Source organism: Stenotrophomonas sp. 2201_Sma, assembly GCF_056486685.1.
In genome coordinates this window covers 4,368,636-4,390,000 of record NZ_CM151329.1, presented here as the reverse complement: position 1 = coordinate 4,390,000, position 21,365 = coordinate 4,368,636, and the positions used below count along the sequence as shown (strand labels likewise).

Sequence of the window (21,365 nt, the reverse complement as noted above, 5' to 3'; positions counted from 1 at the left end):
GGGAAAGGCGGTAGGTTTGGATCTTTGGCAAATCCGGGATCCTTTAAGACCGAGCACCGAGACGAGCCTTTAAGGCGAAGTCACTGATACCACGCTTCCAGGAAAAGCTCCTAAGCTTCAGCTTACGCAGACCGTACCGTAAACCGACACAGGTGGGTAGGATGAGAATTCTCAGGCGCTTGAGAGAACTCGGGTGAAGGAACTAGGCAACATGGCACCGTAACTTCGGGAGAAGGTGCACCCTTTTTGGTGGCTCATGCGAGCTATAGCTGAAGAGGGTCGCAGTAACCAGGCCGCTGCGACTGTTTATCAAAAACACAGCACTCTGCAAACACGAAAGTGGACGTATAGGGTGTGACGCCTGCCCGGTGCTGGAAGGTTAATTGATGGGGTCAGCCGCAAGGCGAAGCTCTTGATCGAAGCCCCAGTAAACGGCGGCCGTAACTATAACGGTCCTAAGGTAGCGAAATTCCTTGTCGGGTAAGTTCCGACCTGCACGAATGGCGTAACGACAGCGGCGCTGTCTCCACCCGAGACTCAGTGAAATTGAAATCGCTGTGAAGATGCAGCGTTCCCGTGGCAAGACGGAAAGACCCCGTGAACCTTTACTATAGCTTTACACTGAACGTTGAGTTCGTCTGTGTAGGATAGGTGGGAGGCTATGAAACCATGGCGCTAGCTGTGGCGGAGCCATCCTTGAAATACCACCCTGTCGTGCTTGACGTTCTAACCTGGGCCCATTATCTGGGTCGGGGACCGTGTATGGTGGGTAGTTTGACTGGGGCGGTCTCCTCCTAAAGAGTAACGGAGGAGCTCGAAGGTACGCTCAGCGCGGTCGGACATCGCGCACTGTGTGCAAAGGCATAAGCGTGCTTGACTGCAAGATCGACGGATCAAGCAGGTAGGAAACTAGGACTTAGTGATCCGGTGGTTCTGTATGGAAGGGCCATCGCTCAACGGATAAAAGGTACTCCGGGGATAACAGGCTGATACCGCCCAAGAGTTCATATCGACGGCGGTGTTTGGCACCTCGATGTCGGCTCATCACATCCTGGGGCTGTAGTCGGTCCCAAGGGTATGGCTGTTCGCCATTTAAAGTGGTACGCGAGCTGGGTTCAGAACGTCGTGAGACAGTTCGGTCCCTATCTGCCATGGGCGTTGGAGATTTGAGAGGGGCTGCTCCTAGTACGAGAGGACCGGAGTGGACGAACCTCTGGTGTTCCGGTTGTCACGCCAGTGGCATTGCCGGGTAGCTATGTTCGGAAGCGATAACCGCTGAAAGCATCTAAGCGGGAAGCGCGCCTCAAGATGAGATCTCCCGGGGCACAAGCCCCCTGAAGGAACCATGTAGACTACGTGGTTGATAGGTCAGGTGTGTAAGTACAGCAATGTATTGAGCTAACTGATACTAATGATCCGTGCGGCTTGACCATATAACCTCAAGTTGCCTTGGCTTTACGACAACGTCGTAAGAGCATCCAAGTGCACGCTACGTCACAAGAACTATGCGAGGCTGGCGCCTTGTCCCTCGGGACGAGTGCGACTCTCCAAAAGCCTCCCTGGTGAAATTAGCGCTGTGGAACCACCCGATCCCATCCCGAACTCGGAAGTGAAACGCAGCTGCGCCGATGGTAGTGTGGCTCAAGCCATGCGAGAGTAGGTCATCGCCAGGGTTTATACCCAAAACCCCGCTGCTCACGCAGCGGGGTTTTTCTTTATGCGTTTCAGCAGCCGATGTTTCAGCCGGCGCTGCCGTGTCCCAGGAACGGCTGGATCACTGCCGCGATCTGGGCGGGCGCTTCCATATGCAGGTGATGGTTGCCCGGAAACACGGCCAGGCGCCCGTCGCGCAGGTGCTGCAGTCGCTCGCTGCGCATCGGCTCGGGATAGTACGACTGCGCGGGAGTCGCGTAGATCACCTGCGTAGGGCACGCGATGGCCTGTAGCAGATTGTCGATCTGGCCCTCGCTGAGCCGGATGGCGGTGGGCAGCATCAAGCGCGGATCGCTGCACCAGCGATAGCCGCCCTCTACGGGTTCGACCCCGCGCTCGACCAGCAGGCGCGCGCAGCCTTCACTGAGCTGGTTGGTCATCATCCGCGCGCGGATCGGCGCGGCGAGATCGGGAAAGACCCTAAGCTGCTTGCGCGATAGCGCGCGCGTGGCAGTCACATGCTCACGCAGCCGATGCGCGGTGTCCTCTTCCGGTCCCCGCAGGCCACCCAGCGCTTCGATGGCGACCAGGCGTTCAATGCGGTCACTGACCGCCGCCGTCAGGCTGGCGATGCCCGCACCCATCGAATGGCCGAGCAGGCTGAAGCGCTCCCAGCCCAGCGCGTCGGCCACGTCAAGGACGTGGCAGATCGCGGCAGCGGTGGTGTAGCTGGCGCCGGCCGGGAGATGGGCGCTGTGGCCATGGCCAAGCAGGTCGATGGCCACCAGATCCAGATGGGGCAGATGCGGCGCGAGTGGCACGAAGCTGGCGGCGTTATCCAACCACCCATGCAGGGCCAGCACACGCGGGCCCTCCCCGTGATTGCGCAGGCCGGCCACGCGCGCGCCGCCGACCTCGAGTTCGAACTCCTGCAGGCTCATGCCAGCGAGGCCACGGCCAGCCGTGCCAACGCACGCGCGTGCTCGGATCCATCGTTGAGGCAGGGGATGTAACGCATCCGTGCGCCGCGTTCGGCGAGGGTTTCAGTGAATCCCATCTCGACTTCTTCCAGCGTTTCCAGGCAGTCGGTGGCAAAGCCGGGGCAGACCACGTCGATCTGCTTCACGCCGGCCTCGGCCAGCGCCCACAGGCTGGGTTCGGCATACGGCTGCAACCAGCGCTCGCGCCCGAAACGCGACTGGTAGCCGAGCTGCCACTCGCTCCGTTCCAGGCCCAGCGCATTGGCGATCGCCTGCGCACTGGCCTCGCAGCGCTGCGGATAGGGATCACCGCCATCGGCCAGGCGCTGTGGAATGCCGTGGAAGGAGAACATCAACCTCTGGCCACGGCCATGCGCCTGCCAGTAGCGCTGGATGGAGGCTGCCACGGCCGCGACCCAGTCCGGGTCGACCGAGTAGTCCTGTACCAGGCTGACCGTGATGCCCGGATTCCTGCGCTGCCAGGCATCGACACGATCCTCCACCGATGCGGTGGTGGTGGTCGAATACTGGGGATAGAGCGGCAGCACGACGATGCGCCGCACGCCTTCCGCCGCCAGCCGGTCCAGTTCCGCGGTCAATGCGGGTTCGCCATAGCGCATCGCATGGCGCACGCGCAGGGTCGGCAGCAGAGCTTGCATGGCCTGCGCCAGCCGCCGGGTATGGACCATCAGCGGCGAGCCCTCGGGCAGCCAGACCTGGGCGTACTTGGCGGCCGAGCGGCCGCTGCGCAATGGCAGGATCAGGCCGCGCAGCAGCGGCTGCCACAGCAGCGCCGGAATCGAGACCACGCGCGGGTCGGACAGGAACTCGGCCAGGTAACGGCGTACGGCGGGGGCCGTCGGCGTCTCGGGCGTGCCTAGGTTGACCGCCAGCACGGCGGTATCGGGTGCGTCGAGCATGGGGCTCATTGTCGCCGATCTGCCGCTGTATCGGGATGCAGGATCTGCATCGCAGGCATAGTCATCTCCGATGCGGGACCGATGACGCTCATTGCCGATTCATCACAACACTACTAATTTCAGTCACTTGCTATATCTTCCTATGGACTGACTTCTGGAGCCTGCCATGCGTCGCCCGATCCAAGCCCTGCTGATCGCCGCCAGCCTGCTGTCCAGCCAGGCCATGGCCGGGCCGCAGGAAGACCAGCGCGCCCGCAACGCGGTGCGTGTGCTGGCTGAAATCCAGGAAATCCCTGAACAGGGGATTCCGGACAAACTGCTCGACGAAGGCCGCGCGGTCATCGTCATTCCCGACACGATCAAGGCAGGCCTGGTCATCGGTGGCCGCCGTGGGCATGGCCTGATGTCGGTCCGCATGCCCAACGGCGCGTGGTCCAACCCGGTCTTCGTCAAGCTCACCGGCGGCAGCATTGGCTTCCAGGCCGGCGTGCAGTCGTCGGACGTGGTGCTGGTGTTCCGCAACGACCGCAGCCTGGACAACCTGGTCAACGGCAAGTTCACCCTGGGCGCCGATGCCGGTGTGGCGGCCGGTCCGGTCGGCCGCAATGCGGCCGCGGCCACCGACGGCCAGCTCAAGGCCGAAATCTGGTCGTGGTCGCGTGCGCGTGGCCTGTTCGCCGGCGTCGCCCTGGACGGTGCGGTGCTGCAGATCGACGATGCCGCCAACCTTGACGCCTATGGCAGCAACACCACGCCGCGGATGATCTTCGAGGGCCGGGCAGCAGGTGCGCCGTCGATGGATGTGGTCGCCTTCCGTGATCGCCTGGAGGAGGCGACCTATGCCGCGCGCAACAACCGCGGTGGCAATGGTGGCACGGCCTCGCGCCCGGCTCCGGCGCCGACGGTCGCACCGCCGCCTGTTCAGGCAGCCCCGGCGGTCCCGGCGGAAGCCACCACCGCGCCCCTGCAGAACGTGCCGCAGAACCCGCCACCACAGCAGCAGGGCTTCCAGCCGGTCAATGAAGGCGAAATCCGCACGGAGACGCTGGGCGGGAACTGACTTTCGTCACGCGCGCCGGCTAACGGCCGGTGCGCTATGCTCGACAGCCTGATCACTAACGTAACGAGCGTCTTTATGGGCAGTTTCAGCATCTGGCATTGGTTGGTCGTGCTGGCCATCGTCCTGCTGGTGTTCGGCACCAAGCGTCTGACCAGCGGCGCCAAGGACCTCGGTTCGGCGGTCAAGGAATTCAAGAAGGGCATGCGCGACGAGGACAAGCCGAACGCGCAGCTGGGCGATGAGACGCGCAGCCAGGACGCCTCGCGCACCGCGCAGGACGAGCACGACCGCAACGCACGCTGATCCGGAGCGGTCGCGGTGTTTGATATCGGCTTCAGCGAACTGCTGGTCATTGCGGTGGTCGCCCTGGTGGTGCTCGGTCCCGAGCGTCTGCCCAAGGCGGCCCGTTTTGCCGGCCTGTGGGTCCGTCGTGCCCGCAATCAGTGGGACTCGGTGAAACAGGAACTGGAGCGCGAACTGCAGGCCGAAGAGATCAAGCGGCAGATGCAGGACGTGCGGCAGGGCATGCAGGACACCGAGAACCAGTTGCGTGCCAGCGGCGAGGCGATCCGTCGCGAAGCCGCGCAGGCACAGCAGCAGGGTGATGCGCTGGCGCAGGAGACGCGGGCACCGGCGCCGGCGGACCTGCCGCCGCATGTCAGCCAGGCACAGCAGGCTGCACCTCCCGCGTCCATGGGCGACGGCACTGCGGCCGATGCCGGCGGGGCGTCCGCTGCATCCGCAGCGGATGTAGACGACACCCGTCCGGTGCCAGCGTCGCAGAGCGAGGAGCGCGGCCGATGAGCGAACAGGATTTCGGCGAGAGCTCGCTGGTTGAGCATCTGGTGGAGCTTCGCGGCCGCCTGGTGCGTGCGCTGCTGGGCCTGGGCGTGGTGCTGCTGGCACTGCTGCCCTTTACCCAGAAGTTGTACAACGCGCTGGCCGAACCGCTGGTCTCGCAGCTGCCGAACGGCCAGACGATGATCGCCACCAACCCGGCCGGCGCCTTCTTCGCTCCGTTGAAGCTGACCTTCTTCGTCGCGCTGTTCGTGGCGGTGCCGTGGCTGCTGTACCAGTTGTGGGCCTTCGTCGCGCCGGGACTGTATGCCCGCGAAAAACGCCTGGCGGTGCCCCTGCTGGTGTCGTCGGTGCTGCTTTTCTACACCGGTTGCGCCTTCGCGTATTTCCTGGTGTTGCCGGCGGTGTTCCACTTCCTCACCACCTTCAGCCCCGATGTGATCGCGATCACTCCGGATGCCAACGCCTACCTGGATTTCGTGCTGGCGATCTTCTTCGCCTTCGGTGGCAGCTTCGAGCTGCCGGTGGCGATGGTGATCCTGGTGCTGCTGGGATGGGTGACGCCGCAGCAGTTCAAGGAAGGCCGTGGCTACGCGATCGTGGGCATCTTCGTGGTGGCGGCCGTGCTGACGCCGCCGGACGTGGTCTCGCAGCTGATGCTGGCGATCCCGATGTGCCTGCTGTACGAACTGGGCATCCATGCCGCGCGATGGCTGGTGCCGTCCTCGGTGGTGAAGAAGCCCGCCGCGTGATGCGGCAGCGCCGGGCCATGCCCGGCATGGGTAGAGCCCGCCGGGCATGGCCCGGCGCTACCGTTGGGCGTGCTCAGGCGTGGAAGACGTCGTTCACCGGCGGCGTGGCCGGAAGCGGCGGAGCGCCACGGCTGCCACGGTGCACGAACATCTGCTTCCAGGCGGCATACACCGCGCCGACGTACAGCGGCATCACCACGGTGGTCAGCAGCAGCTGGGCGATGAACACGGCCACCATCTGCCCCCCCAGCAGCATCGCGATCTGGATCACGATCACGAACAGGATGTAGCCGCAGAAGGCGGCGATCACGCCGAGCACAGCGAACACCGCCATCGCCGCGATGTTCTCGATGCAGCCCTGCAGGCTCAGGCGCAGCGCGTGCATGCCGCTCTGCTTGTCGAACACCACCAGCGCTGGCTGGGTGAACATCGCCAGGGTCAGGGCGATGGCGGTCACGAACACCAGCAGCATCCACAGTGCGATGCGCGTGGCCGGCAGCTGGGCGACCAGTTCGGCGGCGGCTTCGGGGCTGACCTGCTGGTTGCTGCGGGCGATCTCTTCCATCCGTGCCATGACGTCGCTGAAGGCGGCGAAGCCTTCGCGACCGATCATCAGGTACAGCAGCACGCCCAGCAGCAGGACCACCAGTACCTGGATCGCCAGCGGCACCAGCAGGTGGCTGACGCGGTGGTCACGGATCGGCTGCAGCAGGTGGGTGACCAGGCCGGGCCGGCCGTCGTCGATCTCGCCCATGGCGTACAGCATGCCGCCGAACATGATCGGCGAGACGGCCAGGGTCATCAGCTGCACGGCCAGACCGAGCGCGCCGGGCACCAGGGTGGACAGCAGGGTGACCACCCAGCTGACCAGCATCCAGGTCAGGCCGATCCGCGCCAGCTGCAGCGGTGCACGCCGGTACAGGGAGAACGTATCCAGCAACCACTGGGCGCCCGCCGAGGCCGGCAGCTTGCGAATCTCTTTCATGGACATCCGGAGAGGACAGAAGGGGAGCGGGCAGTACCCGCGCCGCCGATTATCCCTGTTTTGCCGCCGGCTGGGCTGAAGACTGCCGTGCCTGGCGGACGAAACGGCGCAGCAGCTGCCGGGCCAGGGGGGCGGCGCTGACCGCGCGCTCGATGCTGCGGGCGCAGCCACCATGGCGGCCGATGCAGTCGGCCCGCGCACGCACGTAGCCGCGCATGTGGTGGGTGGCGAACTCGGGATGGAACTGCACGCCCCACGCCTGCCGGCCCCAGCGGAAGGCATGGCAGCCATCCTGCGGCGACCGTGCCAGCACGGCGGCCCCCTCGGGGGCACGCAGTACGGTCTGCAGATGGGTCGCGTGTGCCGCGAAATGCTGCGGCAGCCCCTGGAACAGGGGGTCCTGTGCTGCCTGCGGCTGCAGCTCCAGTTCAATGGTGCCCGACTCGCGTCCGGCCGGGTTGTAGGCCACTTCGCCGCCCAGCGCATGCGCCAGCAGCTGGTGCCCGTAGCAGATGCCGAACACCGGCACGTCATCGTGGGCGGCCTGCCGCAGCCACGCCGCGCTGCGCTCGCTCCAGTCGGCGTGGTCGGTGACGAAAGCGGCCGAGCCGGTCACCATCACCCCGGCGAACGCGCGCGGGTCGGGCAGGACGCCGCCGTGTTCGACATCGACCACCACCGTCTCGTGTTCTTCCAGGCCGGCGGCGACGCGGATCCAGTGCGGGAAACGCCCATAACGACGCAGCGAGGGCACTGGACGGCCGGTTTCAAGAATCAGGAAGGGCGCTGGGTTCATCCGGGGGCGGCAGGACAGACAGGACTTCCTCGATTGTAGTCAGCCCCTGCGCCACCTTTTCAAGCCCCGCCTGGCGCAGGGTCCGCAGGCCCTCGGCACGGGCGGCACGGCTGAAACCGGCCAGATCCATGTCGGCGCGGATCTGCGCGCGAAGCCGCGAACCCAATGGCAGCAACTCATACAGGCCGATGCGGCCGAGGAAACCGGTGCGCCGGCACTCCAGGCAACCGACCGGCCGACAGGGCGTGGCGGCATCTGGATATGCGGCATGGCTATCAGCCAGTACCGCCCAATCGGCGGCACCGAGCGTATGCGGCTGCTTGCAGTGCGGGCACAGGGTGCGCACCAAGCGCTGGGCGAGGATGCCGTTGACGGTGGAGGCCAGCAGGTAATGCGGCACGCCCAGGTCGAGCAGGCGGGTGATGGCCGAGGGGGCGTCGTTGGTGTGCAGGGTGGACAGCACCAGATGGCCGGTCAGCGACGCCTGTACCGCCATCTGCGCGGTTTCCAGGTCGCGGATCTCGCCGATCATGATGATGTCCGGATCCTGCCGCAGCAGGGTGCGTACGCCGCTGGCGAAGTCCAGGTCGATGTTGGTCTGCACCTGCATCTGGTTGAACTCCGGCGCGATCATCTCGATTGGATCCTCCACCGTGCACACGTTCACGTCCGGGGTGGCCAGGCGCTTGAGCGTGGAGTACAGGGTGGTGGTCTTGCCCGAGCCGGTCGGGCCGGTCACCAGCACGATGCCGTGCGGACGCTCGACCAGGGCGTTCCAGCCGGCAGCCTCCTGCGGGCTGAAACCCAGCTGGTCGATGCTCTTGAACGCCGCATCCGGGTCGAAGATGCGCATCACGCACTTCTCGCCGAACGCTGTGGGCATGGTCGACAGGCGCATTTCCACCTCGCGCCCACCCGGTGACCGGGTCTTGATGCGGCCATCCTGCGGCCGGCGACGCTCGGCCAGGTCCATGCGGCCCAGCACCTTGATGCGGCTGACCACGGCGGTCATCACCGCCGGTGGCACCTCGAACACCTTGTGCAGCACGCCATCGATGCGGAACCGCATGCGGCCCATCTCGCGGCGCGGTTCCAGGTGGATGTCCGACGCACGCTGCTCATAGGCGTACTGCAGCAGCCAGTCGACGATGTGCACGATGTGCTGGTCGTCGGCATTGACGTCGCCGGTGCGGCCGAGCTCGACCAGCTGCTCGAAGCTGGGCAGGGCGGTGTTCACCTCGCCGCGCATGTCGCCGCGCGCGCCACGCACCGAGCGCGTGACGCCGTAGAACTCCATGGTGTAGCGGTGCAGGTCCAGCGGATTGACCACGGCCAGCTCGATGCGGCGGCGGGTCAGGTGCTGCAGGTCGCGGCGCCATTCCTGTACCAGCGGTTCGCTGGTCGCCACTAGCACGCGTTCGGCGTCCACCGCCAGTGGCAGGAAGCGATGGCGGCGCGCATAGGCGTGCGAAACCAGGGCCGTGACCGCCGCCACATCGACGCGGGTCGGGTCGATGCGCAGGTAGCGGGTGCTGGTGCGCCGCGCCAGCCACTCGGTGAGGCGTTCCAGGGTCAGTTCTCCGCCGTCGCTGGCGGCAAGCTTGAGGTTGGACAGCAGTACCAGCGGATGGACTTCACTGGCGTTGCGGGCGCCCTGCGCGGAAAACCGCACGCGCTCGCGGTCCTGCCCGGCCACCAGGCCATCGGCCAGCAGTGCGGCCGAGACCTGTTCAAACAGCAGGCGGCCCCACGGCAGCGGTACCGCGCCGGGCTCGCCGGGCGTGCCCGCCGGCAGCCGATGTTCCATCTGCCTGCTCCTCCCGGGTACGGAATGCCCCGCAGGTCGGCCGTTATACTAGCGCACCCCCTTGCCGGCCAAGAATCGTCCGCATGTCCGCGACCCCGACCGTTCCGATCACCTTCCAGGGCCTGATCCAGACCCTGAACCAGTTCTGGGCCCAGCAGGGCTGCGTGCTCATCCAGCCGCTCGACCTGGAGGTGGGCGCCGGTACGTTCCACCCGGCGACCTTCCTGCGTGCGATCGGTCCGGAAGGCTGGAACGCGGCCTATGTGCAGCCCTCGCGCCGTCCCACCGACGGCCGTTACGGCGAGAACCCGAACCGCCTGCAGCGCTATTACCAGTACCAGGTGGCGATGAAGCCGGCGCCGGACAACATCCAGCAGCTGTACCTGGATTCGCTGCAGGCGCTGGGCATCGACCCGCTGGTGCACGACCTGCGCTTCGTCGAGGACAACTGGGAGTCGCCGACCCTGGGTGCCTGGGGCCTGGGCTGGGAGGTCTGGCTCAACGGCATGGAAGTGACCCAGTTCACCTACTTCCAGCAGGCCGGTGGCCTGGAGTGCCGTCCGGTGCTGGGCGAGATCACCTACGGTCTCGAGCGCCTGTGCATGTACCTGCAGAACTGCGACAACGTCTACGACCTGGTGTGGACCTACGGGCCGGACGGGCAGCCGGTGACCTACGGTGACGTCTATCACCAGAACGAGGTGGAGCAGAGCACCTACAACTTCGAGCATGCCGACGTGGAAGAAATGTTCCACCGCTTCGACGCCTGCGAGCGCGAGGCGCAGAAGCTGGTCGAAGTGGGCCTGCCGCTGCCGGCCTACGAGCAGGTGATGAAGGCCAGCCACACGTTCAACCTGCTGGATGCGCGCCGCGCCATCAGCGTGACCGAACGCCAACGCTACATCCTGCGCGTGCGTGCGCTGGCCCAGGCGGTGGCCCGGGCCTACTACGAGCAGCGCGAGAAGCTGGGCTTCCCGGGCGCGAAGAAAGCCTGACGGCCGCTCTCCCACCCTGCTTTTCATCACCCCCGGGGCGCCGGACGCGTTGCGCGCTGCGCCCCCCACCACAGGATCGAACCGATGAGCCAATTGTCCCCCCTGCTGATCGAACTGGGCACCGAGGAGTTGCCGGTCAAGGCGCTGCCGGGCCTGGCCCAGGCGTTTTTCGACGGTGTTGTCGAAGGCCTGCGCAAGCGCGGCATTGCGCTGGACACGGGCGATGCACGTCCGCTGTCCACCCCGCGCCGGTTGGCCGTGCTGCTGCCGGGCGTCGGCCTGGAACAGCCGGAGCAGCACAGCGAAGTGCTGGGCCCGTACCTGAACATCGCGCTGGATGCAGAAGGCCAGCCGACCAAGGCGCTGCAGGGCTTCGCCGCCAAGGCCGGCATCGACTGGACCGCGCTGGAGAAGACCACCGACAACAAGGGCGAGCGTTTCGTGCATCGTGCGGTGACACCGGGCGCGAGCACCGCCGATCTGCTGCCCGAGATCCTGCGCGAGGCCATCGCCGCCATGCCGATCCCCAAGCCGATGCGCTGGGGCGACCACCCCTGGGGCTTCGCGCGGCCGGTGCATTGGCTGGTGCTGCTGCACGGCAAGGATGTGGTCGCGGCCGAGCTGTTCGGCCTCAAGGCCGACCGCATGAGCCGTGGCCATCGCTTCCACCATGACAAGACCGTGTGGCTGACCCAGCCGCAGGACTACGTCGAATCGCTGCGCGCGGCCCATGTGCTGGTCGACCCGGCCGAGCGCCGCGCGCGCATCGTCGCCGAGGTCGAAGCCGCCGCCGGCAAGGCTGGCGGCAGTGCGCGCATCACCGAGGACAACCTTGAGCAGGTGGTGAACCTGGTCGAGTGGCCCTCGGCAGTGCTGTGCAGCTTCGAGCGCGCCTTCCTGGCCGTGCCGCAGGAAGCGTTGATCGAAACGATGGAGATCAACCAGAAGTTCTTCCCGGTGCTGGATGACGCGGGCACACTGACCGAGAAGTTCATCGGCATCGCCAACATCGAGTCGAAGGATGTGGCCGAAGTGGCCAAGGGCTACGAACGCGTGATCCGCCCGCGCTTCGCCGATGCCAAGTTCTTCTTCGATGAAGACCTGAAGCAGGGGCTGGCCGCGATGGGCGAGGGCCTGAAGACCGTGACCTACCAGGCCAAGCTGGGCAGCGTGGCGGACAAGGTCGCGCGCGTGGCGGCGCTGGCCGAAGCGGTTGCCGTGCAGGTGGGTGCCGATCCGGTGCAGGCCCGCCGCAGCGCGGAATTGGCCAAGAACGACCTGCAGTCGCGCATGGTCAACGAGTTCCCGGAACTGCAGGGCATCGCCGGCCGCCATTACGCGGTGGCGGGCGGAGAATCGCCGGACGTGGCGCTGGCCCTCGACGAGGCGTACCAGCCGCGCTTCGGTGGCGATGACATCGCGCTGTCGCCGCTGGGCAAGGTGCTGGCCATCGCCGAGCGTGTGGACACACTGGCCGGCGGGTTCGCGGCGGGCCTGAAGCCGACCGGCAACAAGGATCCCTTTGCCCTGCGCCGCAACGCACTGGGCCTGGCCCGTACGATCATCGAGAGTGGCTTCGAGCTGGACCTGCGCGCGCTGCTGGCCAGCGCCAACCAGGGCCTGGCTGCGCGTGGCGTGCAGGCCGATGTGGGTGAGCTGTACGACTTCATCCTGGATCGCCTGAAGGGCTATTACGCCGACAAGGGCGTGCCGGCCACCCACTTCAACGCGGTCGCCGAACTGAAGCCGGCGTCGCTGTACGACTTCGATCGCCGCCTCGACGCGATCGGCACGTTTGCAGCGCTGCCCGAGGCCGAGGCCCTGGCCGCCGCGAACAAGCGCATCCGCAACATCCTCCGTAAGGCTGAAGGCGACATTCCGGGCCAGATCGACCCGTCGCTGCTGCAGGAGGAGGCCGAGCGCGCGCTGGCCGAAGCCGTCACCGCAGCCATCGACGACACGGGCGCCAGCCTGCATCAGAAGGACTACGTGGCCGTGCTGGCCCGCCTGGCCCGCCTGCGCCCGCAGGTCGATGCATTCTTCGATGGTGTGATGGTCAATGCCGAAGACCCCGCACTGCGCGGCAATCGCCTGGCGCTGCTGACCCTGCTGGGCGAGCGACTGGGCAAGGTCGCCGCGATCGAGCATCTCTCGAGCTGAGTGGTCGCGCCGGGCTACGCCCGGCGCGCGCGCGGTGTGGTGCCGGAAGAAGCCGCCGGGCATGGCCCGGCGTTACCGACCTCGTTCGGATGATGTCGGCGGTGCGATTCCGCGATCGAGCATCTGTCGAGCTGAGTGGTCGCGCCGGGCCACGCCCGGCGAGCGCGCGGTGTGGTGCCGGAAGAAGCCGCCGGGCATGGCCCGGCGCTACCGACCTCGTTCGGATGATGTCGGCGGTGCGATTCCGCGATCGAGCATCTGTCGAGCTGAGTGGTCGCGCCGGGGCGCGCCCGGCGAGCGCGCGGTGTGGTGCCGGAAGAAGCCGCCGGGCATGGCCCGGCGTTACCGACATCATGCGGATGATGTCGGTAACGCGTATTTTGACCGCCACTTAACAACCGATGCCTGAAGGCGTGATGCATTTCGCATCGTCACGTTGGGTCGGTATGCTGTGCCGCATGCAGCCAAAGAAATACGCCCTGCCGCTGATGGTCCTGTCGCTGGTCGCCACCCCCGTGGCCCACGCGCGCGGCACCATCGACAAGGTGGACATCAAGGGATTGGACAAGGGCGACGACGCCGCGATCATCGAGAACATCCAGGAATCGCTCACGCTGTACGACACGATCGGCAAGGAGCAGGGTGAATCGCGGCTGGAGTACCTGCTGTCACAGGCCGAGCGGCAGACCCGGCAGGCGTTGGAGCCGTTCGGGTACTACAACCCGGTGATCACGGTGGAGGCGCCGCGCCAGGACGAGCATGTGCAGGTGCTGATCCACGTCGACAAGGGCACGCCGGTGACGGTGCGGCGCGAGCACATCGACATCACCGGCCCGGCCATGTACGACCAGTACCTGCAGGATGACCTGACCGCCTTCAAGCCGCGCAAGGGCCAGCGTTTCGAACATACCCAGTACGAAGCCAGCAAGATCACCATCACCCGCCGCCTGGCCGAGCGTGGCTACTTCGATGCCGATTACACCCAGCGCCAGGTACAGATCACCCGCGCCGACAACGCCGCGGACATCGACCTGACCTGGGACAGCGGCCGCCGCTACAACATGGGCCCGGTCCGGTTCGAGCAGGATTACTTCGTCGACAAGCTGTTCGATCCGCTGGTGTACTGGGAACAGGGCAGCTACTACCACGAAGGCAAGCTGGACCGGCTGCGCGAGTCTCTGACCAAGCTCGACTACTTCAGCGTGATCGACATCCAGCCGCGGCCGGACCAGGCCGACGACAATGGTGAGGTGCCGGTCGACGTCAAGCTGACCCGTGCCAAGCGCACGATCTACACCGCGGGCCTGAGCTACGGCAGCGAGAGTGGTCCCGGTGTACGCGGCGGTGTCGAGCGGCGGTTCCTCAACAACCGCGGCCACAAGATGAACACCCAGCTGGACTATGCGCAGAAGCGCAAGAGCCTGGTGACCAGCTACCGGATTCCCGCGTTCGCCTGGCTTGATGGCTGGTATACCTTCGCCGCCAGCGCCTACGACGAGCAGACCGACTACATCGACCTGCGCAACTTCAAGCTGATCGCCAGCCGCAGCGGCGAGATCAACGAATACTGGACCGCGATCGCGTCGGTCAACGCGCTGCGCGAGCGCTGGCGCTATGCATCGGGTACCGAGTTCACCGACGCGGTCTACAACACCTCCACGCTGGTCTATCCGCAGCTGGTGGCCGACTACGTCAATGTTGATGACGAGATGTTCCCGCGCAAAGGCATCAGCGGCACGGCCACCGTACGCGCGGGCGTTGAAGGCGCCGGCTCCGATACCAGCTTCGTGCAGGCCAATGCCGTGCTTCGCTGGTACGTTCCGGTGGGCGAAAGCAACCGCCTGATCCTGCGTGGCGAGGGGGGCACCACCTGGACCAGCGATCTGGTGGCGATGCCACCCAGCCTGCGCTACTTCGCTGGCGGTGACCGCAGCATCCGTGGCTATGCCTACCGCGAGGTGGGCCCGCGCACGCCCGCGCCGGACAAGTACGCGCTGGGTGCCAAGAACCTGGTGATCGGCTCGGCCGAGTACGAGCACTACTTCAACGGTGGCCCCTGGGGTGCGGCGGTGTTCGTCGACACCGGCAGTGCCTTCGACAACACCATCGACCTGCATACCGGTGTGGGCTTCGGCGTGCGCTGGAAGTCGCCGGTGGGCCCGGTGCGCATCGACGTGGCCCACGGCCTGAACAACCCGGATTCGCAGTTCCAGCTGTATCTGAACATCGGAGCGGACCTGTGAGCACGCCCGCACAGACCCCGGGAACACCGCCGCCGCGCGTGCGCTTCTATCGCCGCCGCCGCTTCTGGGCATGGTCCGGCGTGGGCGTGCTGGGCCTGGTCCTGCTCGGTCTGCTGCTGCTGTACTGGCTGCTGCAGACCGTGGCCGGCCGTGACGTGCTGCTGGCGCAGGTGGTCGCGCGCCTGCCGGTGGGTGCCAGCTTCACCTGGGACAAGGTGGAAGGACCGGTGGCCGGCCCGCTGACGCTCTACAACGTCGACTTCCGCTATGACGACATCCACTTCCATGCCGAGCGCGCGTACCTGGAGCCGGACCTGCGCCCGCTGCTGGGCCGCAAACTGCTGCTCGACAGGCTGGAACTGACCAATGCCTCGCTGAACCTGGCCAAGAGCGAGGAGCCGTTCAAGCTGCCGTCGTGGCCGGACTCGCTGCCGCAGATCGAGATGCCGCTGGCCATCCAGGCCGACGCCATCGCCATCGACGGTTTCCGGGTGACCCAGGCCGGTGAACCGGTGATCGACATCAGCCGCGTGCGCGGCGGCGTGGAAATCGCCAACGGCGAATTCCAGGCGCGCGCGCTGGTCGTGGACACCGATATGGGCAACTTCACCGCCCAGGGCCGCTACATCCCGGCCAAGGACTACGACACCGACGTGACCGTCACCGCGGTGCTGCCGGCGCCGCGTGGGCGCACGGCCGCCACGCTCGGCCTGGTTGCACGGGGCAATCTGGCGCACATGGAAGTGGCCGTGGCCGGGCGCGCGCCCAAACCGCTGCATGCGATGCTGGTGTTTGACGGGCGGACCGATCCGAGCTGGAGCGCGACCGTGCGCAGCGACGAACTGGACCCGGCTCTGCTGTCGCCAGCGCTCGCGGGTTCGGCCATCGCGCCACTCGCGCTGGATTTCAGCGCCACCGGCAAGGGCGGCAACGCCCAGCTGCGCGGCACGGTGAAGCAGGGCGAGCAGGCGCTGGAGCTGGCGCCCTCGGTCATCTCGCTGCAGGACCAGGTGCTGAAGGTCTCGCCGCTGGTGGTGAAGGGACTGGGGGGCGAGGCACGCCTGGAAGGTACCGCTGATTTCAGCCAGGAAGACCAGCAGAAACTCGATTTCTCGGTCATCGCCCATGATCTGACCTGGGTGCCGGCGGAGGATCCGAACACCGTCGGTGGTCCGCCCGTACCGGTGACACTGAAGGAAGCCCGCTTCGGCCTGGCAGGGACGCTGAAGGCATGGGCTGCGATCGGTCGTGCCGACGTGGAGCGTGAGCAGCAGAAGGCGCAGCTGCGTTTCGACGTGCGCGGCAACGACCAGGCGGCCTCGATCCGCGAGCTGCAGGCGCAGACGCCCGGCGGGCAGTTGCAGGTGGAGGGCCAGGTGGCATGGGCACCGCAGCTGGACTGGGATGCCAAGGCCACATTGAAGGACTTCGATCCGGGCTATTTCGTGCCTGGATGGAATGGCCGGCTGTCGGGCAACCTGGCGTCCAAGGGCCGTCAGCTGCCGCCGCCGGCAAATGCCCCGCCGGGTACTGCCGGCACGCTGGAAGCCACGGTCGATCTGCCGTCGCTGAAGGGCGTGCTGCGTCAGCGCAATCTCGATGCGCAGGGCAAGTTCGCGCTGCAGGGTGAACAGGGCCAGGGCGAGCTGAAGCTGGCCGTTGGCAGCAGCCGGGTCACCGCCTCGGGCAAGGTGGGCGACCGCCTGGACATCGACGCACGTTTCGAACCGCTGCAGCTGAGCGACCTGCTGCCTGGCGCCGATGGCGGCCTGCGCGGGCAGGTACAGGTGACCGGCCCGCGTGACGCACCGGACATCACCGCGGACCTGGTCGGCAACAACCTCAACTGGGATGGCTATGGCGCCGAGAGCCTGAGCATCAAGGGGCGGCTGCCGTGGCGTGGCGACAGCGGCACGCTGGCCGTGCAGGGACAGCAGGTCAACGCCGGCATGCTGCTGGAACGGTTGAACATCGATGCGCAGGGCAGCGTGTCGAACCTGCGCCTGGCGGCACAGACCCGCAACGAACTGGGCGCGATCGACCTGCAGGGCAGCGTGCGCCAGCAGGGCCAGCAATGGCGGGGCGAACTGGCTTCGCTGCGTATCGCACCGGTGAAGGGCGATGCCTGGGCGCTGCGCGCGCCGGCCGCCTTCGCCATCAACAATGGCAGCTACACGCTGGCCGAGGCCTGCCTGGCTGCCGCCAGCAGCGGGGCGCTCTGTGCGCAGGCGAACTGGCCGCGCGAGGGCCTGGTGGTGCGCGGCGATGCGTTGCCGCTGGCACTGGTGCAGCCGTGGCTGCCGCCGCAGTCCGGACGTCGCATCTACCTGCGCGGCGAGCTCGGTCTGGATGCGCAGATCCGGCCGCGCGGCAATGCGTGGGAAGGACACGTCGAAGTGCGTTCGCTGGAGGGCGGGGTGCGCCTGGGCGAGAACCGCAACGTCGGTGGCGACAGCACCCGGGGCGAACTGGTGCGTTATGACCAGTTCTCGCTGAAGCTGGACATGACCCCGGCCAGCATCAAGGGCTATCTGGGCATGGGCTTCCAGGGCAACGGCTTCGTCGATGCCAGGATGCAGACCGGCTGGGAAGCCAGCGCGCCGTTGAACGGTGAGCTCTACCTCAACATGTCGCGGCTGTACTGGCTGGAGCTGTTCTCGCCGGACATCGTGCGCCCGACCGGCCTGATCGAGGGCCACGTGAGCCTGCGCGGTACCCGTGGCCAGCCATCGCTGGGCGGCGACGCGCAGCTGAGCAATTTCAAGGGCGAATTCCCCGCGCTGGGGCTGACGTTCGACCAGGGCAAGGGCAGCTTCGTCGCCCAGCCCGACGGCTCGGCCAAGATCACCGCGCAGGCCAACTCGGGCCAGGGCACGCTGTATGTCGATGGCGGCCTGTCCTGGTTCGGTGATGCGCAGCCGCTGCAGCTGAAGATCCACGGCGAGAACGTGCTGCTGTCCAATACCAGCGAACTGCGCATCGTCGCCAACCCCAATCTGGACTTCACCCTGGCCAAGGCCGCGATGGAGCTGCGTGGCACCGTGCATGTGCCGGAGGCGGACATCGATCTTGAGCGGCTGGATCGCGGGACGTCGGTTTCCGAGGACGTGGTGGTGCTGGACCCGGCCGATCCGGAGGAATCGCGCACCTCGCCGCTGGACATGGACCTGACCGTCAGCCTGGGCGACAAGGTGAAGATGACCGGCTTCGGCCTGAAGGGCGCGCTGACCGGCAAGATGCAGGTCTGGGCCAAGCCCGGTCGCGAGATGACCGCCAATGGCGGGCTGGAGGTCAGTGGCCGCTACAAGGCCTATGGCCAGGACCTGACCATCACCCGCGGCAACCTCAACTGGAACTACAACGCCGTATCCGACCCGCGCATCAACATCCGCGCCGAGCGCCGGATCGGTGATGTCACCGCTGGCATCGACGTGACCGGCCGTGCACAGCAGCCGCGTGCGGACGTGTGGTCCGACCCGGCGATGTCGCAGTCCGAAGCGCTGGCCTACCTGGTGCTGGGCCGCAGCCTCACCGGTGCCAGCAGCGACCAGGCCCAGCAGGTCAATGCAGCCTCGGCCGCACTGTCGGCCGGCAGCGGCCTGCTGGCATCGCAGCTGGGGGCCAAGCTGGGCCTGGACGATGCGGGCGTGAGCCAGTCGCGCGCGCTGGGCGGATCGGTGATCGGCGTGGGCAAGTACATCTCGCCCAAGCTGTATGTGGGCTATGGCGTATCGCTGGTCGGCGCCGGTTCGGTGATCACCCTGAAGTATCTGCTGCGCCGCGGTTTCGACGTGGAAGTGGAGTCGAGCACGGTGGAAAACCGCGGCTCGATCAACTGGCGGCGGGAGAAGTAACCCGCCGCCATCGACCGGTAGCGCCGGGCCGCGCCCGGCCCCCAACCATCGGCCGTTGCCCCTGCCGGCCCCAGCGGCTATGGTCCCGGGCTGTTCTGTCGTACCGGATCGCCTCATGTCGCCACGCAAAACCCTTCCTGCCGCCCTGGCCCTGGGCCTCACCCTCGCTGCGGGCGCCCATGCCGATGAAGGCATGTGGATGCCGACCCAGCTGCCGGAGCTGGCCAAGCCGCTGCGCGCAGCGGGCTTCATGGGCGATCCGGCCGACCTGGCCAACGTCACCGCACCACCGCTGAGCGCCGTGGTGCGGGCCGGAGGCGGCACCGGTTCGTTCGTTTCCGCCGACGGACTGCTGTTGACCAACCACCATGTGGCGATGGGCGTGATCCAGTACAACAGTTCGCCCGAGCACAACCTGATCGACAACGGCTTCATCGCCAAGGGGCGCGCCGACGAGCGGCCGGCCAATCCGGACTTCCGTGTGCTGGTCACCGTCGGCTTCGACAAGGTGACCGATCAGGTGCTGGCCAATGCCCGTGGCAAGACCGGCCGTGCGTACTTCGATGCGGTCGATGCGGCCAGCAAGCAGATCGTGGCGGAGTGCGAGAAGAACGGCAGCGTGCGCTGCTCGGTGGCCAACATGTACTACGGCACCGATTTCTATCGCATTGCCCAGCTGGAACTGAGCGATGTGCGCCTGGTCTACGCGCCGCCGCGTGCGATCGGCAACTATGGCGACGAGATCGACAATTTCATGTGGCCGCGCCATACCGGCGATTTCACTCTGCTGCGTGCCTATGTCGGCAAGGATGGCAAGCCGGCCGCGTACAGCAAGGACAACGTGCCGTATCAGCCACCGGCGCACCTGAAGATGTCCGTTGAAGGTCCGAAGGAGGGCGATTACGCGATGCTGGCCGGTTACCCGGGCATCACCTACCGCCACCGCACCGCGGCCGAGTTCGCCAGCCAGGTCGATGCGGTGTTGCCGCGCCGGGTGTCGGTGTTCCAGCAGATGATCGACACCATCGAGGTGGCAACTGCCAAGGACGCGCAGGCGCGTACCCGTTACGCTTCGCAGCTGCAGTCGCTGAAGAACAACCGCAAGCGCGCCGCCGGTGAGCTGGAAGGCCTGCTGCGCAGCGATGCCAAGGCGCAGCGCGCTGCCGACGAGTCGGCCATGCTGGCGGCCACCGACCGCCGGTACCGGAGTGACATCCAGGCGTTGCTGGCCAATCTCTCGCAGGGTGCGGCGGTGGGTGAGCGCGACCTGCTGCTGGAGCAGATGGCCAACCAGAGCCAGCTGCTGCGCTCGGCGCTGCTGCTGGAACGCCTGCGCATCGAGTCGGCCAAGCCGGATGCACAGCGCGAAAGCGGCTACCAGCAGCGCGACCAGGCGATGATCGAGGGCGTACTCAAGCAGGTGCAGCGTCGGTATGCAGCGGAGGTCGAAAAGGCGCTGCTGACCACCCTGCTTACGCGATACCAGCAGTTGCCGGACGCGCAGCGCGTGGCCGAGTTCGATGCCGCCTTCGGCCGCACCCCGGCGCAACTGGCGCAGGCGCTGGACACGCTTTACGCCAGCACCCGGCTGGGCGACGAGGCGCAGCGTCTCTCGCGCTTCGCCGCTGCGCGCGAAGGCAAGGCCCTGGCACCCGATCCGCTGATCGCAGTGGCCGCGCCGCTGGTGGCGGCGCAGCTGCGCATCGAGAACGAGAGCAAGACCCGCGAAGGCGAGCAGCTGCGCCTGCGCCCGGCCTACATGCAGGCGCTGTTCGCCTGGCGTGCCAAGCAGGGCCGCGCGGTGTACCCGGATGCCAACCGTACCCTGCGCATCAGCTACGGCAAGGTCGAGGCACTGCACCCGCGTGACGGCGTGACCTACTCGCCGGTGACCACGGTGGCCGGTATCGTCGAGAAGAACACCAACGCCTATCCCTTCGATGCGCCGGCTCCGCTGCTGGCCGCCATCGCCAAGGGCGATTTCGGCAGTACGGCCGATCCGGCCCTGAAGACACAGACCGTCAACTTCCTGACCAACCTCGATACCACCGGCGGCAACTCGGGATCGCCCGTGCTCAATGCCAAGGGTGAACTGATTGGCCTGAACTTCGACAGCAACTGGGAATCGGTCAGTGCCAGCTGGTGGTTCGATCCGCGCTACAAGCGCGCCGTGCACGTGGACATGCGCTATCTGCGCTGGCTGCTGGCCAAGGTCTACCCGGCGCCGGAACTGTTGAAGGAAATGGGCGTTCCGGCCCAGTAAGACGCCGGCCACGACCCCGGTCGTGGCCCGCACCGCGTAGGCCCCCCACCCGGGTGGGGGGTGTTGCCCCCAACGAGCCCGTACGTCTGGCCCCCTCTG

Annotated in this window: 14 protein-coding genes and 2 rRNA genes (1 of these 16 only partly in view); 11 read left to right on the top strand and 5 right to left on the bottom strand. The window is 66.7% G+C overall.

Annotated elements, in window-relative coordinates:
* A 23S ribosomal RNA gene (locus ACZLIF_RS20140) occupies nucleotides 1-1,433 on the top strand; it begins 1,447 nt to the left of the window's first position.
* 125 nt (nucleotides 1,434-1,558) lie between these two features.
* Nucleotides 1,559-1,673: ribosomal RNA gene (gene rrf, locus ACZLIF_RS20135) — 5S ribosomal RNA — on the top strand.
* Between the two features lie 66 nt (nucleotides 1,674-1,739).
* Here the strand turns inward: rrf and ACZLIF_RS20130 are convergent.
* Nucleotides 1,740-2,594, bottom strand: coding sequence for an alpha/beta fold hydrolase (locus ACZLIF_RS20130; protein ID WP_128990599.1), 855 nt, complete (start codon nucleotides 2,592-2,594; stop codon nucleotides 1,740-1,742).
* The gene (hemH, locus tag ACZLIF_RS20125) at nucleotides 2,591-3,553 is read right to left on the bottom strand and encodes a ferrochelatase (protein WP_053517680.1); all 963 of its coding nucleotides are present in this window, start codon (nucleotides 3,551-3,553) and stop codon (nucleotides 2,591-2,593) included. The genes ACZLIF_RS20130 and hemH overlap by 4 nt, the downstream gene beginning before the upstream one ends.
* A gap of 166 nt (nucleotides 3,554-3,719) precedes the next feature.
* On the opposite strand from hemH, the gene ACZLIF_RS20120 reads away from it, so the two are divergent.
* The 4 genes from ACZLIF_RS20120 to tatC all read left to right on the top strand — a co-directional run bounded on the left by ACZLIF_RS20120 (nucleotide 3,720) and on the right by tatC (nucleotide 6,163).
* Entirely contained in the window at nucleotides 3,720-4,613 is an 894-nt protein-coding gene (locus ACZLIF_RS20120) for a lipid-binding SYLF domain-containing protein (protein WP_053517681.1), read from the top strand.
* A 75-nt stretch (nucleotides 4,614-4,688) separates the two neighbouring features.
* The gene (gene tatA / locus ACZLIF_RS20115; RefSeq protein WP_053517682.1) at nucleotides 4,689-4,916 is read left to right on the top strand and encodes a Sec-independent protein translocase subunit TatA; all 228 of its coding nucleotides are present in this window, start codon (nucleotides 4,689-4,691) and stop codon (nucleotides 4,914-4,916) included.
* A 15-nt stretch (nucleotides 4,917-4,931) separates the two neighbouring features.
* Nucleotides 4,932-5,417, top strand: coding sequence for a Sec-independent protein translocase protein TatB (tatB, locus tag ACZLIF_RS20110; RefSeq protein ID WP_065181400.1), 486 nt, complete (start codon nucleotides 4,932-4,934; stop codon nucleotides 5,415-5,417).
* Nucleotides 5,414-6,163 carry a twin-arginine translocase subunit TatC gene (tatC, locus tag ACZLIF_RS20105; protein WP_010482410.1) on the top strand — a complete coding sequence of 250 codons (750 nt, stop codon included), beginning with the start codon at nucleotides 5,414-5,416 and terminating at the stop codon, nucleotides 6,161-6,163. The genes tatB and tatC overlap by 4 nt, the downstream gene beginning before the upstream one ends.
* Nucleotides 6,164-6,236: 73 nt before the next feature.
* On the opposite strand, the gene ACZLIF_RS20100 is transcribed toward tatC, so the two are convergent.
* From ACZLIF_RS20100 to ACZLIF_RS20090, 3 genes are read right to left on the bottom strand one after another with little or no spacing between them, the layout of a single operon-like run.
* Nucleotides 6,237-7,148: a BPSS1780 family membrane protein gene (locus ACZLIF_RS20100; protein ID WP_065174240.1), complete on the bottom strand. Its 912-nt coding sequence runs from the start codon at nucleotides 7,146-7,148 to the stop codon at nucleotides 6,237-6,239.
* 49 nt (nucleotides 7,149-7,197) lie between these two features.
* Nucleotides 7,198-7,944, bottom strand: a complete 747-nt coding sequence (locus ACZLIF_RS20095) for a glutamine amidotransferase (protein WP_053517686.1) — start codon at nucleotides 7,942-7,944, stop codon at nucleotides 7,198-7,200.
* Nucleotides 7,916-9,751, bottom strand: a complete 1,836-nt coding sequence (locus ACZLIF_RS20090) for a GspE/PulE family protein (RefSeq protein WP_128990597.1) — start codon at nucleotides 9,749-9,751, stop codon at nucleotides 7,916-7,918. Before ACZLIF_RS20090 ends, ACZLIF_RS20095 begins: the two co-directional genes overlap by 29 nt.
* Nucleotides 9,752-9,834: 83 nt before the next feature.
* Here ACZLIF_RS20090 and glyQ point away from each other — a divergent pair, with 83 nt between their 5' ends.
* The 5 genes from glyQ (at nucleotide 9,835) to ACZLIF_RS20065 (ending at nucleotide 21,266) form a co-directional block, all read left to right on the top strand.
* The gene (gene glyQ, locus ACZLIF_RS20085) at nucleotides 9,835-10,746 is read left to right on the top strand and encodes a glycine--tRNA ligase subunit alpha (protein ID WP_053517689.1); all 912 of its coding nucleotides are present in this window, start codon (nucleotides 9,835-9,837) and stop codon (nucleotides 10,744-10,746) included.
* A gap of 84 nt (nucleotides 10,747-10,830) precedes the next feature.
* Nucleotides 10,831-12,906 carry a glycine--tRNA ligase subunit beta gene (glyS, locus tag ACZLIF_RS20080; protein ID WP_065181403.1) on the top strand — a complete coding sequence of 692 codons (2,076 nt, stop codon included), beginning with the start codon at nucleotides 10,831-10,833 and terminating at the stop codon, nucleotides 12,904-12,906.
* Nucleotides 12,907-13,352: 446 nt separating this feature from the next.
* Nucleotides 13,353-15,149 carry an autotransporter assembly complex protein TamA gene (locus tag ACZLIF_RS20075; RefSeq protein WP_053517726.1) on the top strand — a complete coding sequence of 599 codons (1,797 nt, stop codon included), beginning with the start codon at nucleotides 13,353-13,355 and terminating at the stop codon, nucleotides 15,147-15,149.
* Nucleotides 15,146-19,003, top strand: coding sequence for a translocation/assembly module TamB domain-containing protein (locus tag ACZLIF_RS20070; protein WP_128987616.1), 3,858 nt, complete (start codon nucleotides 15,146-15,148; stop codon nucleotides 19,001-19,003). Before ACZLIF_RS20075 ends, ACZLIF_RS20070 begins: the two co-directional genes overlap by 4 nt.
* Before the next feature lie 115 nt (nucleotides 19,004-19,118).
* Nucleotides 19,119-21,266: a S46 family peptidase gene (locus tag ACZLIF_RS20065; protein ID WP_128987617.1), complete on the top strand. Its 2,148-nt coding sequence runs from the start codon at nucleotides 19,119-19,121 to the stop codon at nucleotides 21,264-21,266.
* The last annotated feature ends 99 nt before the right edge of the window (nucleotides 21,267-21,365 follow it).

Coding starts and splice junctions, on each gene's coding strand:
- ACZLIF_RS20065 (WP_128987617.1), top strand. CDS start 19,119: ATGTCGCCACGCAAAACCCTTCCTGCCGCCCTGGCCCTGGGCCTCACC.
- ACZLIF_RS20130 (WP_128990599.1), bottom strand. CDS start 2,594: ATGAGCCTGCAGGAGTTCGAACTCGAGGTCGGCGGCGCGCGCGTGGCC.
- glyQ (WP_053517689.1), top strand. CDS start 9,835: ATGTCCGCGACCCCGACCGTTCCGATCACCTTCCAGGGCCTGATCCAG.
- ACZLIF_RS20090 (WP_128990597.1), bottom strand. CDS start 9,751: ATGGAACATCGGCTGCCGGCGGGCACGCCCGGCGAGCCCGGCGCGGTA.
- ACZLIF_RS20095 (WP_053517686.1), bottom strand. CDS start 7,944: ATGAACCCAGCGCCCTTCCTGATTCTTGAAACCGGCCGTCCAGTGCCC.
- glyS (WP_065181403.1), top strand. CDS start 10,831: ATGAGCCAATTGTCCCCCCTGCTGATCGAACTGGGCACCGAGGAGTTG.
- hemH (WP_053517680.1), bottom strand. CDS start 3,553: ATGCTCGACGCACCCGATACCGCCGTGCTGGCGGTCAACCTAGGCACG.
- ACZLIF_RS20120 (WP_053517681.1), top strand. CDS start 3,720: ATGCGTCGCCCGATCCAAGCCCTGCTGATCGCCGCCAGCCTGCTGTCC.
- ACZLIF_RS20075 (WP_053517726.1), top strand. CDS start 13,353: ATGCTGTGCCGCATGCAGCCAAAGAAATACGCCCTGCCGCTGATGGTC.
- tatC (WP_010482410.1), top strand. CDS start 5,414: ATGAGCGAACAGGATTTCGGCGAGAGCTCGCTGGTTGAGCATCTGGTG.
- tatA (WP_053517682.1), top strand. CDS start 4,689: ATGGGCAGTTTCAGCATCTGGCATTGGTTGGTCGTGCTGGCCATCGTC.
- ACZLIF_RS20100 (WP_065174240.1), bottom strand. CDS start 7,148: ATGAAAGAGATTCGCAAGCTGCCGGCCTCGGCGGGCGCCCAGTGGTTG.